Origin of the sequence: Bacillus sp. 22190, from assembly GCF_052045575.1 — a bacterium.
Taxonomy (GTDB): Bacteria; Bacillota; Bacilli; order Bacillales; family Bacillaceae; genus Bacillus; species Bacillus altitudinis.
In genome coordinates, this window is sequence record NZ_JBQEPF010000011.1 from 1 (window position 1) to 13,792 (window position 13,792).

14 protein-coding genes and 2 pseudogenes are annotated in these 13,792 nt (G+C 39.2%); 14 read left to right on the forward strand and 2 right to left on the reverse strand.

Translation table 11 applies throughout. The annotated features are described in order from the left end of the window. Positions 1-149 precede the first annotated feature (149 nt). The 8 genes and pseudogenes from ACTJKA_RS14210 (at position 150) to ACTJKA_RS14245 (ending at position 6,750) form a co-directional block, all read left to right on the forward strand. On the forward strand, positions 150-1,028 hold the full coding sequence (locus ACTJKA_RS14210) for a hypothetical protein (protein ID WP_268359920.1): 879 nt from the start codon (positions 150-152) through the stop codon (positions 1,026-1,028). A gap of 183 nt (positions 1,029-1,211) precedes the next feature. Then, positions 1,212-3,005: a DNA/RNA non-specific endonuclease gene (locus ACTJKA_RS14215; protein WP_345912305.1), complete on the forward strand. Its 1,794-nt coding sequence runs from the start codon at positions 1,212-1,214 to the stop codon at positions 3,003-3,005. Between the two features lie 5 nt (positions 3,006-3,010). Continuing rightward, the gene (locus ACTJKA_RS14220; protein ID WP_268382712.1) at positions 3,011-3,493 is read left to right on the forward strand and encodes an immunity protein YezG family protein; all 483 of its coding nucleotides are present in this window, start codon (positions 3,011-3,013) and stop codon (positions 3,491-3,493) included. A 146-nt stretch (positions 3,494-3,639) separates the two neighbouring features. Then, positions 3,640-3,942 (forward strand): annotated as a pseudogene (locus ACTJKA_RS14225) (DNA/RNA non-specific endonuclease); the annotation flags it as partial. Positions 3,943-3,944: 2 nt separating this feature from the next. Then, positions 3,945-4,421, forward strand: a complete 477-nt coding sequence (locus tag ACTJKA_RS14230; protein ID WP_171465996.1) for an immunity protein YezG family protein — start codon at positions 3,945-3,947, stop codon at positions 4,419-4,421. A gap of 155 nt (positions 4,422-4,576) precedes the next feature. Next, positions 4,577-5,146 carry an SMI1/KNR4 family protein gene (locus ACTJKA_RS14235; protein WP_265154765.1) on the forward strand — a complete coding sequence of 190 codons (570 nt, stop codon included), beginning with the start codon at positions 4,577-4,579 and terminating at the stop codon, positions 5,144-5,146. Between the two features lie 288 nt (positions 5,147-5,434). Beyond that, positions 5,435-6,280 (forward strand): annotated as a pseudogene (locus ACTJKA_RS14240) (DNA/RNA non-specific endonuclease); the annotation flags it as partial. Continuing rightward, complete coding sequence (locus tag ACTJKA_RS14245; protein WP_268359916.1) at positions 6,280-6,750, forward strand: antitoxin YezG family protein; 471 nt, start codon at positions 6,280-6,282, stop codon at positions 6,748-6,750. The pseudogene ACTJKA_RS14240 and the gene ACTJKA_RS14245, both read left to right, overlap by 1 nt. Before the next feature lie 106 nt (positions 6,751-6,856). Here ACTJKA_RS14245 and ACTJKA_RS14250 read toward each other — a convergent pair whose 3' ends face one another. Next, positions 6,857-7,318, reverse strand: coding sequence for a macro domain-containing protein (locus ACTJKA_RS14250; RefSeq protein WP_017367303.1), 462 nt, complete (start codon positions 7,316-7,318; stop codon positions 6,857-6,859). A 165-nt stretch (positions 7,319-7,483) separates the two neighbouring features. On the opposite strand from ACTJKA_RS14250, the gene ACTJKA_RS14255 reads away from it, so the two are divergent. After that, a complete protein-coding gene (locus ACTJKA_RS14255; protein WP_017367304.1) occupies positions 7,484-8,026 on the forward strand; it encodes a GNAT family N-acetyltransferase in 543 nt (180 codons plus the stop codon). Between the two features lie 140 nt (positions 8,027-8,166). Next, the gene (locus ACTJKA_RS14260) at positions 8,167-8,748 is read left to right on the forward strand and encodes an undecaprenyl-diphosphatase (protein WP_008343955.1); all 582 of its coding nucleotides are present in this window, start codon (positions 8,167-8,169) and stop codon (positions 8,746-8,748) included. A gap of 57 nt (positions 8,749-8,805) precedes the next feature. Here the strand turns inward: ACTJKA_RS14260 and ACTJKA_RS14265 are convergent, their stop codons facing one another. Then, positions 8,806-9,177 (reverse strand): iron chaperone, encoded by a 372-nt coding sequence (locus tag ACTJKA_RS14265; protein WP_008343954.1) that lies wholly within the window; start codon positions 9,175-9,177, stop codon positions 8,806-8,808. 386 nt (positions 9,178-9,563) lie between these two features. Between ACTJKA_RS14265 and ACTJKA_RS14270 the strand changes: the two genes are divergently transcribed. The 4 genes from ACTJKA_RS14270 to ACTJKA_RS14285 all read left to right on the forward strand — a co-directional run bounded on the left by ACTJKA_RS14270 (position 9,564) and on the right by ACTJKA_RS14285 (position 13,624). Further along, positions 9,564-10,217, forward strand: coding sequence for a CotZ-related putative spore coat protein (locus ACTJKA_RS14270; protein WP_017367305.1), 654 nt, complete (start codon positions 9,564-9,566; stop codon positions 10,215-10,217). A gap of 74 nt (positions 10,218-10,291) precedes the next feature. Then, positions 10,292-10,636 (forward strand): DUF3992 domain-containing protein, encoded by a 345-nt coding sequence (locus ACTJKA_RS14275; RefSeq protein ID WP_008343952.1) that lies wholly within the window; start codon positions 10,292-10,294, stop codon positions 10,634-10,636. A gap of 44 nt (positions 10,637-10,680) precedes the next feature. Continuing rightward, a complete protein-coding gene (locus ACTJKA_RS14280; protein WP_440607808.1) occupies positions 10,681-12,267 on the forward strand; it encodes a BclA C-terminal domain-containing protein in 1,587 nt (528 codons plus the stop codon). Between the two features lie 244 nt (positions 12,268-12,511). Further along, positions 12,512-13,624 (forward strand): tetratricopeptide repeat protein, encoded by a 1,113-nt coding sequence (locus tag ACTJKA_RS14285; protein WP_035391960.1) that lies wholly within the window; start codon positions 12,512-12,514, stop codon positions 13,622-13,624. The last annotated feature ends 168 nt before the right edge of the window (positions 13,625-13,792 follow it).

A 13,792-nucleotide genomic window follows, 5' to 3' on the forward strand; every position in this document is an offset into this window, starting at 1 on the left:
CAAACGAAACTAAACAACCAATCACCGATAAACTATCGGCAATTGGCTGTTTCATAAAGGTGTTTTGATCCCTGTCTCAAAAACGGGGGTCAGTCCCGATATTTACGGTTTTTTCTTTATATGGTAGTGTGTGGGCGGAGGTGTTTGGGATGAAAATCAGGTTCATACTCATTTTACTAGCTTTCGTATTCTCATTGACAATGTTTGGGGGTATTTCAAGTGCAAAAAGTAAGGAAACTAAAGATAATACAAGCCAAGAACATTCAGTCAAACTTGAAGTTGTCAAGTCTACTACATATTATAATTCACTAGATGGAGAAAGAATTGAATATAATTCTGAGAATGAAAAGCGGATTGCAAAAACAAAATTAAAGGACATAAAGAAGTATAAAAAGCTCACAGGAAAAAGTATTTCATACGAAGATGTAGGGTTGAAAGATAATGGTGATTTAGGAGAATCTGATAAAATACATACCTTATCATCTTTACCGCCAACCGATCCGGCAACAAATAGCAAACTGCTTATTTCTCAACAAGTTTTTTATAAAGGTACATCTGGAACTAATTATAAATATCAATATCATTCTTATGCCGAATGGTTTAAAAAGCCTGTTAACCATAAAAAAGATGCGTTTGCAGTAGCTTGGGATACATCTGCAGTCCCATTATCAGGTGCTTTTGAGGGGGATTGGCAGCAACAAAAGGCCGTTGCTGACGGTAAAGGTGGCCTCACACATGTAACAGAAGATAAACAACTATCAGCTGATACAGACTCATACAAAAATTATGGTCATGGAGTTAGTCTTTCACCTGGCTATGGAGATACTCAATTTATAACAATGGATAGAGATGTACTCGTTCCAACGTCTAAAAAAGGAGATCCTGCAAATATTATCACAAAATATCATCACACTTATGCAACAATAAATGGTATTTCCATTAGTGTTGGCCCAGCTTCAATAAGTTTTAGCGATAGTTGGGGAGATGATTTAGTTACAGAATATAGCTTTGTATATGGAGATAGATAAGAGAAGAGTGAAGCCCTTCACCTTGTTAGGATTCCTTATTAATTCCTATTGATAACAGCATCTCATTCAATGAGTATGTTCAAATTCTTCAAAATTGGTTAAAAAACGATAAAGTGGATTAAAGTGTCAGACTCCTTATGGTATTCTAGTAAAAGAATATGCCATAAAAGGATTCCTTTTTATATGAAAATATTAGATGCTCCATCTTTACTATCAGCTGTAGAACAGAGATCAAAGGCTTATCATGAGCTTCAAGAAGAAATGAAACTTGTGAAAAAAGCATTAAAAAGTGTGTCGGGCTTAGGTGATGAATTTACTGGAAAAGGTGCAGACAATATCAAATCTTTTTATGAGGATCTTGCGCTGTACACAGACACATATCTTGATTTTATCGATATGCAGAAAGCTTTTTTAGATGGGGTGAAAGGAAAGCTTGATGATGAATCATTAGGCGGGAGTACTTTTATTGATGAGCACTTTTTAGACACTCAATTGAAACAAGGGATTCAGAACAATAAAGATATGGTCAAAGAACAAAAAGAGGCACTTTCCACTATTTTTGACGATGCGAACAAAAAAAGAAAAGAGACCATTGAAGTTTTACATGAAATAGACAATGATTTGAAAACGGAATACGCAAAGTCAGAAGCGGTTGAGAACCACCTCAACACTTTTTATGCAAAGATGATGGCTGCTACTGGAAAAGAAAAGAATGCGCAGCCAATGTATTATGATGCAAAAGCATTTCATGAGACAGACGTGTACAAGAACCATGATCAGATTGATGCTCAAGTGAAAGCCTATTTAAAGGTGAAAAAAGAAGAAAAAGAAAAACGAAGAATCAAAGAATTGAAAGAAAAGCTCAATGATCCTTCGTGTCTATCAGAAGCGAAATACTTTGAGATTGTAGATGAGATCGGTTATGAGAATCTCACATATGCTCAAAAAATGTATTACAGCCAGCTTCTCCAAATCAAAGCACAGGAAGAAGCATCGGAGGTGTTCATTGATAGTGTAAAAGGTGCTGCAGTGGGTCTATATGATGTGGCAAAAGATACAGTGACCGGAATCTATGATCTAGTCACTGATCCTGGTGGGGCTGTGGAACCAGTCGTAACGGCTGTTTCACATCCAATTGAAACATCGAAAGCGATTGGAAAATCGATTTCAGACTCATTCCAAAAAGAAGTCATAAATGGTGACGCGTATTCACGGTCACACTGGTTCGCCTATGCGACTGGTTCTCTTGCAGAAATTGTCTTTGGTTCTAAAGGAGCAAAATCAATAGATAGAGTCTCTATTCCTGGTCTATTGCCATATTCACCAAAGTTTCAAATGGCTGGTGGACCGAAGCTCCCGTACAATGTATTTGACGGAGAAAATCTCAAAAATAAACTCCTCTCCATGGCAAAGCGTTTAGACAACAACTCAGGATACGGTATCTCTCAGACAGGCAGAAGATTACCAGCACCCAAATCACCACCGACCGTTGTCAGTTACGGAGAGCACTATGTGCGATGGAAACGCAAAAAGGTATTAAAACCGAATGTCGTTTATTCAACAAAGCAAGGTTACACCTACACAACAGATCACTATGGCCGCATTGTCAAAGTCGAAGCAAATAATTTAAAATATGGAGAGGTCAAAAGAAACCAATATGCTCAATCCAATTCAGGTAAGCCGGATCGATTATTAAAAGATGATGGAGGTCATTTAATTGCCTCTATTTTTAAAGGGTCTGGAGATATTGATAATCTTGTACCAATGAGTTCACAAATTAATCGAAGTGGTGGGAAATGGTATGAGATGGAGCAAAGATGGTTGAAGGCATTGAGGGCTGATCCACCTAAACATGTAGAAGTTAGCATTGAACCTATCTATAAAGATGATTCCTTAAGACCAGATAGTTTCGTCATCGAATATAACATTGGAAAACGATCCTATCTTGAAAAAATTAAGAATCAACCTGGAGGCTAAAGATAATGGAAGGATTAGAATTGAATTATAAAAAAATAGCAGAAGCAATTAATGAAATGATTCCATGTGATTGGGATAAAGTTTGGATGTATGCAGAAATATTGGATGATTCAGCAGGAATTACCTTTTATTTTACTGAACCTAATAATGAAGTAAGAGTCTATGGGCACGATATTCCAAAACGATATAGTGTAAGTAACTCTACATATAAACATTTATTTGTCGAGCTCAGTGAAATTCTTGAAGAGTTGAAGAAGGAATATATAAAAAATGGTCTAGGTGCTTGGACAACAGCTACTCTCGAGTTGGAGAAATCGGGTAAATTCTCAACTGATTTTGGATACGAAGATGTTTATTCTTTAGGTATTGACAATGTACAAAGAATAGCCGTTTGGGAATACGAAACGTTCGGATTTCTACCTGAAGATGAGGAAGATAAAGAAGCTGTGCTAAATTATTTGAAAAATAAAGAAGAAAATAACAAATAGTAAATGACCCTCCAAATAAATGAAGGAGGGTTTTTGTAATATTTGTTTTCATCAGAATTTCTCATTTTAAACCGATAAACCGTCACTTCACACTCACCAAGGACCTCTTCTATCATCTCTCGAACAACCGTCCAATCGCCACCTGTAAGCCAGATCGATTACCTGATGATGATGGCGGACACTTGATCGCGTCTATTTTTAAAGGATCAGGCGATATTGATAACCTACTTCCGATGAATTCACAGATTAATCGAAGTGGTGGAAAATGGTACAACATGGAGCAGGAATGGTTGGCAGCCTTGAGGAAAAAGCCGCCTGAGACTGTATCAGTTAATATCGAACCTGTTTATAAAAATGATTCAATGAGACCAGATCGTTTCATTGTTAAATATTCAATAGCAGATGGTGATTTTAAAAGAACAATTATTAAAAATCAAAAAGGTGGATAAAAATGGAATTGGAGAAACTAGATACTCTTTACGGAGAAATTGCACAAACTATTGATGAAATGATACCAAAAGAATGGGAAGAAGTTTGTTTATATGCAGAGATACTTGATGATTCTGCAGAGATTAATTTTTATTATAAATTAATGGGTGAAAATGAATATCGTTACTCACATAATATACCTGAAGATCATAATGTAAGTGAATCAATCTATAACGAGTATTTAATAAAATTACATGATTTATTTGAAGAGCTACAACAAGCGCATGAATTAATTAATCCTGAAAAATGGACAAATTTAACTATGAAGTTAGATGCGAATGGAAAATTCTCTTTAGATTTAAATTATGAAAATGTATTGAATCAAGAAATTAACGGATCTCAAAGAAGAGCAATATGGGCATACGAAAATTTAGGGATACATCCAAAAAGAAAGTCAGTTAGAGAGTTTCTGGATCAATATATTAAAAACAAAGGATAAAAGTAACAACTAACTTACCGCCCTCCAATTAAAGGAGGGTTTTTTATTATAATAGGCATATTATTAAGGAAAAAGTAGACGGACTGTTTTGACTGACTTACATAAAAATGTGCCACATATTGGTGCAGCATCAGACTTAAGAGGAGGCTATTAAAATGAGCTTTAAACGGATTAAAGACAAACTTGATCAATACACTATTGATATTAGATCAACTAAAACAAACAACTCGTTAAACGAAATGAATAAAATGGAAGAAGAAAATGCTTATCACATTTCTCCTGATTATAAAAGTTTTATTAATGAATACGGAGAATGTTGGATTGAGGACAATGTATATACCTATTTAAAAGAAAAACCAGTGTGGCTAGTTGGTGAATCAGTGCCAGTCGAATTGTTTTATGGGTTGGAGCAGAATGATTATGATATACGAGAAGCCATAAAAACATATAAAGAGCAATTACCAGAACAAATAATTCCTATCGCAGATGCAGATGGTGGAGACCTAATTTGTTTAGATGTTAGTGAAATAAATCAAGGGAAAATATATTTCTGGGATCATGAACTAAGAGATGGTGAACAAGACCTATTTCTGATTGCTGATACTTTTACCGAGTTCATTGAAGGGTTATTTGTTGTTGAAGATGATGATGAAGATAGTGATACAGAAGATATTGATATCCAACTTAGTGACGATCTCTTAAAAATGTTAAAGGAAAGAAATTAAAAAAATTTAGACAAATTCTTTCAAGAAGACTAAACGTTTCTTCTATCTATATGGAAATTCATTTTAATCTGAATAACTTTTAAGTTTAAAGGGTGCTAAAGTGTATCCTTTTTATTTTTTTAAAAAACACTCTTTAGGGATGTTTTAGTTTGTATTAGCTATAGGATGTAATGCATGATTATGATCATCTAAAAGATAATCAGGATGGCTTTTAACATTGTATATTTAATTGTTTTATCAGGATTATCCACGAAGTATTATGTCATCAATGGGAAGACTTTTTATTATGGTGATGCATATTCTCGGTCACACTGGTTCGCCTATGCGACTGGTTCTCTTGCAGAAATTGTCTTTGGTTCTAAAGGGGCAGGAGCCATCACAAAAACAGGGACAACAGCGGCCAAAACAACAGTGAAGAAAGGCCTTGAACAAGGAGCAAAATCATTAGATAGAGTCTCTATTCCGAATCTATTGCCATACTCACCAAAGTTTCAAATGGCTGGTGGACCGAAGCTCCCGTACAATGTATTTGACGGAGAAAATCTCAAAAATAAACTTCTCTCCATGGCAAAGCGTCTAGACAACAACTCAGGATACGGTATCTCTCAGACAGGCAGAAGATTACCAGCACCTAAATCACCACCGACCGTTGTCAGTTACGGAGAGCACTATGTGCGATGGAAACGCAAAAAGGTATTAAAACCGAATGTCGTTTATTCAACAAAGCAAGGTTACACCTACACAACAGATCACTATGGCCGCATTGTCAAAGTCGAAGCAAATAATTTAAAATATGGAGAGGTCAAAAGAAACCAATATGCTCAATCTAATTCAGGAAAGCCGGACAGATTACTGGATGATGATGGTGGACATTTAATTGCGTCAATTTTCAAAGGGTCAGGCGATATTGATAATCTTGTTCCAATGAATGGAAATTTAAACAAAGGTGAATGGAAAAAACTTGAGAACACTTGGGCTGATGCTCTTCAAAATGGTGATGAAGTTAAAGTGAAAATAACTCCTAACTATAAGGCTGATTCTCTACGTCCTGAAACTTTTGATATTAAGTATAAAATCGGTGATGATGAATGGGAAATCAGACGATTTGATAATGTGTATGGAGGTAAAAAGTAATGAAAGAAGAACTAGAATATGTATATAAGCTGATAGTTGATGTTGTAGTGGAAACCATACCGGTCAAGTGGAAAAAGGTCTATTTATATGGTGAGGTAGTTGAAGGTTCACAGACTGCTTACTTTTATTTTTTACCTGAAGAAAATGATAGTAAGCCGGTATATAGTCATGAGATAACTGAATTGTTTGAAGTGAGTGAACATGAATACAAAGAAAGGTGGCATCAATTAGTCGACTACATCCAAGAACTTGGGAGAGTGTTTGAACAAAGTGGTCAAGCACCTTGGACAAATTTTACAATGATAATTGATGAAACAGGATATTTAAATATAGAGTTTAATTATGATGACCTTTCGAATACAAACCCTCATGAAAGAAAAACTATTTGGAAATATAATCATCTAGGCATTATACCTAAAAGCAATTCGGGTAAAAAACATTTAGAAAAGTACCTTTCTACTTTGGAGTAAAAATCGTTTTGAGAATATTAAAGAAATACAGACTAGAGAACATAATAAGAGCACTCATTCCAAGCAGAAAGGGTGCTCTTATTCACTCTAGAATTTCTCATTTCACCTATTTAAACCGATAAACCGTCACTTCACAATCGCCAAGAACCTCTTCCATCATCTCTCGAACAATCGTCCAATCGCCGCCTGCCAAGCCGCAGCCGATCCCATAAGGAATGGCGATAGAATGAAGGGGATGCTCTTCATTTAGATTTGTCACTGTCTGTTTTAGATGTTCAAAGCAGCTGCGTAATGCGTCGTCATCTGTTTGTTTTGTTTTTCTTCCGTATCCAACTTGGGCGAATAAGTTGGCAATGGTTTTTCCGTCGCTCGTTGTGATGAGCTGAACGGAGCTTAATAAATCATCTCCTTGTTCTGCACATAACCGTTTATAGTCTTTATACACATTTGGATATTTGCTTTTGATCTGCTTTGCTAACCCTGCTCCCATGACACCCTTACAATTCACTTGGTGACAGATGATGTCTTCTTCTGCGTCTAAGATATTGCCTTCTACCGTTTTGATCATTTCAAGTCATCCCTTTTCAATAAAATGCAAACTTATGTTCTATTATATCAGTTTTGATGACATTATGTTTAAAAAAATGGATACGTTCATACGATCAAATTGGCAAAAACAGTCCATGACATCTAAAATAGTGAAAGATAAAGAAAAAGTAGTAAGGAGAGTCTTATGGATAAAATAGAAACAAATCGGTTAATTCTTAGACCATTTCGTGATGAAGATGCACCCGGAATGCTTGCATACTTGTCTCAACCAAGAGTGAATTGTTTTCTGGATGATCAAATCTCTACATTAGAAGAAGCGGTAGCTAAGGTGCAAAAAAGAAAAGCAGATCACTCTTATATGGCGGTTTGTTTAAAAGAAAGTCAGTTGATTATCGGTGAACTGTTTTATCTAAAAGATGAGCCGGATACGTATTCGATTGGCTGGAATTTTCATGCGTCATATGAAGGAAAGGGATATGCCCGTGAAAGTGCTGAAGCGCTCTTGTCATATCTTTTTGTCAATCAAGGAGCAAGGCGTTTATATGCATATGTAGAGGATGACAATGATCGATCTCAAACATTATGCGAACGTTTAGGCATGAGGAAAGAAGGCTTCTTTCTTGAGTTTGTTTCATTTACTACAAATGAGGATGGCACCCTCAAATATGAAAACACCTATCAATATGCTTTGCTGAAAAAAGAATGGGAGCAGTATCATTCTAAATAGTGCTTTGTTTCTTGGTATCCGAATGACAACGAAGTAACAAAAATGTGAGATGATCCCTTTATTTTGTTCGCTCGATCGATGTCACGGTCTTCTTTTTTCATTTATCCTTTTCCTAAACGAAGCAAAAGGAATGAAATGAGATGCAGGAGTTTAATGAACGGGTATTTCGGTCGATTAATCAACTTAGTATGAATCACGATGTCTTAAATCCAGTTCTTATTGGATTGGCTGAATATTCAGTGATGTTCATTGCGATCATATTTTTGATCATGTGGTTTCAAAATCGGAGCAGAAGAAACAGATGGATGATGATATCTGCTGGGTTGACCTTTATCTTGGCAGAGATGTTAGGGAAAGTCGCTGGGCTCTTTTATTCCAATCAGCAGCCCTTTGCAGAATTGAATCATGTTAATCTTTTAATCGAAAAGGAAGTGAACAACTCTTTTCCGAGTGATCACACCATTTTTATTTTTTCCATTTGTATAGTCTTATGGCTTTTTCACAAGCGTCGTATTTATTGGCTTTTCATTGCCTGCGCTGTAGGATTTTCAAGGATTTGGGTAGGTGTTCATTATCCATTTGATGTGCTGGCAGGTGCTGTGATCGCTTGTTTAACGGCGGTAACGGTTGTTTATTTGCCGCTATTCCAAAAGGGCGTTAGCCTGCTTCTGTCGTGCTTTGAATGGGTGGAGCAGAAATGGGCAGGAGAGAGAACCAAATAAAATGTAAGTCCACGAAAAAACACCCCAATCTGTTATGAAATCAGATCGGGGTGTTTATTATTTTCGCCAAAATGTGGAACAATCTGCTTTGTCTTCAATGTTAAATTCAATGATTTTTTTAAGTAGAGGATAGTCAATCGGTAAGCTTTCCTTCATCCGAAACATCTTTTTTCCATGGTCATAACCAGCTTGTACAATATCTGCTGAAAAGTGATCAATCCCTTTTCCTTCTGGTGCGACAGAAATGTGGTGTTTTGCGACGCTAAATCCGATAATAAATGTGCCATGATCTGTGAACATGGGCTGATTCCAAGCAATTCTGGGCTCTAATTGAGGGAATGTGTCTGAAATCCATTGTAAGATGTCTTGCATGCGCTGTTTCAGCTCTGGATGACCGATGTTGCTTACATATTCTTCAAAAACCTGCATTGTTTTCATCCTCCATATTCATCAAGCCTCAGACGGGATTCGAACCCGCACTCCTTTCGTAAGCATAGGCTAGGGGGCAACACGCTTCCCTACGGAATTTCACCGACAGGAGTTTCACCTGTCTCAGCTCATTTGCTTTTCGGTGCTTCTGAAACCCTTGCCTTGCGACCCGCCAGCTACAATTGTTTTACGGCGCTCTTCCCTTCTAGAGCTACTGAGGCACGGAAGTTCTTGTTCATATTATATAGAGAAACTTGAAAAATGAAAAGCTATGCTCATCATCTAATCCAATCGCGCACAAAATAGTCAAAGGCACATATGATAAAAGACCATATAGTTATGTATACAGCATGGAATTGGGCTGATTGTAAGTGACAAACCTGTTGATGAGTAAACTAAAAGAGATAAACAATCAAACAAAATTAGAAGGCTTTACTCACAAACGTTCGATGAGTTCTCCCTTTTTGCTCACCATGGAAGATGGGGAACCTTTTTACTCATGGGTGTTTTTTGAAAGAAGTGTGTTTAAGACTTGCTATTTTTCTTTGAGCTCTATCAATGAAAAGCAAAATTGTGTGCTGTTGGAACTTCTTGTACCGTGCTGCAATAGATCAACATGCTGTCAAAAAGTTTTGTATCGATCTAGTTCGAAAATTCTTGTCGATCTTTCTTTTTTATGTGGAATGATTGAAGTAGAGCTTCCTGTATATGATGCGCTTATTTTAAAAAACATAGAATCTCACCACATCTTTCTTTGTTTTTCCACATCGTCCAGTTCGGTGGAAGTATGGCGGAATGGAACAAAATTTCTCAATACGGCAACTGTTGTGTTGCATCATCAAGATCATCAGGATGTACCAGTCGCAATTAGGATTCAAACTGGTACATTTTGTTATGATCTTCTTGTCCAAAAAGGAGAAAGTCGTGCGATTACTGTGAAAGATGTGAAATTTATCTTGAAATCTCCATCAACTGAAAGTGTGCAAGCACGATTAGACATGCAAATCAACATGGTGCAAAGAAGAAAAATAAAGCTTTGAAGCTGTGATAATCGCACAATCATCCAATATCAATGGATCATAGTCTATCAAGATTAGGTTGAAGGAGGGTTAAAATGGCTATTTTAGGCGGATGTAGTAATGAACAAGCGGGCTTTGTAAATGATGCAGTATGCTTCACACTTGATTTAGCAGCAGCAGCTGATGCAGTTGTCGTCTGGACAGATGGAACACCTTATGTCATAAACGGAACCATCATGGTGGAAAACAATGGGATTGTGGCTGTGGCACCTACCGTGGCTTTAGAGGTAAACGGTACAGCTGTTCCTGATTTCACGGTACCGCCAGGAGAGAGTCGATCCATTACGCTCAGTGATCTGAACTCAATTGGGATTTTAGCTACTGGTGGAACCTCGACTGGAAGTATTGTCGTTTCGTTTTCTCTCAATTATCAGTATTAGTGTGTATGTCTTGATGATTCCACAGTTTGAAAGTAGTGAGAGACATGTGCGCCCAACTTAATATGTGTGGAGGAATAACTGGTCCAACCGGGGCCACGGGTTCATCCGGAGTAACTGGCCCAACGGGAGCCACGGGTTCATCCGGAGTAACTGGTCCAACCGGTGCAACGGGCTCAACGGGAGTAACTGGCCCAACGGGAGCCACGGGTTCAACTGGAGTAACTGGTCCAACGGGAGCCACGGGTTCAACCGGAGTAACCGGTCCAACCGGTGCAACTGGCCCAACGGGAGCCACGGGTTCATCCGGAGTAACTGGTCCAACGGGGGTAACCGGCTCAACCGGAGCCACGGGTTCAACCGGAGTAACTGGCCCAACGGGAGCCACGGGTTCAACCGGAGTCACGGGTCCAACGGGAGTAACCGGCCCAACGGGAGCCACGGGTTCAACAGGAATAACTGGTCCAACGGGAGCCACGGGTTCAACCGGAGTCACTGGTCCAACGGGAGTAACCGGCCCAACGGGAGCCACGGGTTCAACCGGAGCCACGGGTTCAACGGGAGTAACTGGCCCAACGGGAGCCACGGGTTCAACCGGAGTCACGGGTCCAACGGGAGTAACCGGCCCAACGGGAGCCACGGGTTCAACAGGAATAACTGGTCCAACGGGAGCCACGGGTTCAACCGGAGTCACGGGTCCAACGGGAGTAACCGGCCCAACGGGAGCCACGGGTTCAACCGGAGTCACGGGTCCAACGGGAGCCACGGGTTCAACGGGAGTAACTGGCCCAACGGGAGCCACGGGTTCAACCGGAGTCACTGGTCCAACGGGAGCCACGGGTTCAACCGGAGTCACTGGTCCAACGGGAGCCACGGGTTCAACAGGAATAACTGGTCCAACGGGAGCCACGGGCTCAACGGGAGTAACTGGCCCAACGGGAGCCACGGGTTCAACAGGAATAACCGGTCCAACGGGAGCCACGGGCTCAACGGGATCGACGGGTTTAACGGGAGCCACGGGCTCAACGGGATCGACGGGTCCAACGGGAGTAACTGGCCCAACGGGAGTAACTGGCCCAACGGGAGCCACGGGTTCAACAGGAATAACCGGCCCGACTGGAGCCACGGGTTCAACCGGTGCAACGGGCACAACTGGTGCCACAGGTCCAACAGGAGTAACTGGTCCAACCGGAGCCACAGGTGACACAGGTCCAACCGGTACTAGTTTAACAACTAACTCGATGTACGCATCCAATACGTCGGGAAGTACGGTGCTGGTTGTTTTGGGCGGAACGGCAGTGACGCTGCCTAATAACCAAAGTTTAGATGGATTTACCGTAAGTGGTGGTAATACGGTGTTTACTGTACCTGTTTCAGGACGATATTTCATCACGTATCAAGTAAATACAAACGCTGCACTTCTGGCAGGAACAAGAGTAATTAACAACGGAACCCCCATAGCAGGGTCTATTTTAACACCTGCTTTATCTACATCTACCTACAATGTATCTCTCATTACAACACTTGCAGCAGGGAATCAAATTTCTCTTCAAATATTCGGTTTAGTCGCAACCGTAGTATTACTTGGCGGGGGATCTGTTGGAGCGGCATTAACCATTATCAGATTGGAATAAATCCAAAAAGCCCAATAAGGGCTTTTTTTCAATTCAACCGTGTCCTTTAATAGAAAAAAGACGGATTTTTTAGTGTATGCATCATTGACTAGGAGAAAGAAACGCAATAACAAAGGAATCGGTTATTGAAGATTCAAGTGATTCATATTAAAATGATGTCAAATGGACGAATTAGCAATTGCTAATAGAAGTTCCATATTTAGTGAAATCATGTGGTGTAGCTGAAGGTGATTGGGGGTGTAGAATGAGCAAAGTTCCTGTGGCGGAATTGGCATCACTATTAAATGACTGGAACATGGAAATCAAAAAAGATCATGCAGATGAGGCAGAACGGCTATTTGCTAAAGCGAAACAAGCAGTAGAGGAAATTGATGATGCTGACATCCTCATGTATTATTCTCTTCTTGAGAAAAGGCATCATATTCTGATGTACAATTTAAGAGGGCAAAAAGGCAATGTTTCAACGAAAAGTAAAGAAGGCCATTATGGGAAAAAAGATGATGATTTGTCTAATCGCCTTGCTTACTATTTTGATTTTTATGAGGGTGTGTATGAACAGCATCAGGGGAATTATGAGGTTGCATTACAGATGTATCAAAGTGCGGAAAAGCTCTTAGATAAAATTCCAAGTGAAATCGAACGCGCTGATTTCGATTTTAAGGTCGCGTGGCTTTACTATCGCCTGAGTCATATCATGCTTTCATTAAGTTATATTCGCAGGGCTCTACACGTCTATAAACGTCACAAGCACTATGAAAGAAGAACTGCACTTTCATATTCTCTTATTGCAGCCAACCTTACAGAGATTGGCAGGTACGAAGAAGCGCTTGAGAATTATCGTTTGGCGGAAGAGGTGTTGACGAGCGAACAGGATGATTTTATGCTGGCTCAGCACCATCATAATGTCGCCATTTTATATTCATTTTGGAATAAACCGAAAGAATCTATACGACATCTTGAAAAAGCATTGTCTCATCAAGAGTATTATGATTCAGATTTCTTTTTCCATTCTACGTATCTGATCAGCCGGGAACTCTGTGTGATTGGTGAAAAGCAGCGTGCAAGTCAGTATATAGATGCTGCATATGCCCGAATGAAAGAAGCTTCTCATGAAGTGTTTCAGCTCAAAATAGGCATCGTACATGATCTTTACTTAACGAATGTGCCACAAAGATTTCAGCAAATTAATGAGAAATTAAGAAAGTTAGAAGAAAAGAATGAATATCATGAAGTGAAAGAGCTTTCTCACTTTGCTGCAAAGTATTGTGAAAAGCAAGCACTTTATGAGCAGTCTGTTTTTTACTTGAATAAAAGTTTAGAAGCGGATTTACATATGAAAAGAATGGGGTTGATATAAGATGAAAACAGGATTAAAAGTATTATTCGTTGTGGGTTTAGCGGTCGCTGCGGCTGTTTTAACTGAAAATGTAGCGGGTTCTTTCGAAGTAGCAGAAAAAATCATTGGTGGTTAATCACCCAATCATATCTCGCCCTTGTTGATGATCATCAGCAAGGGTTTTTTATA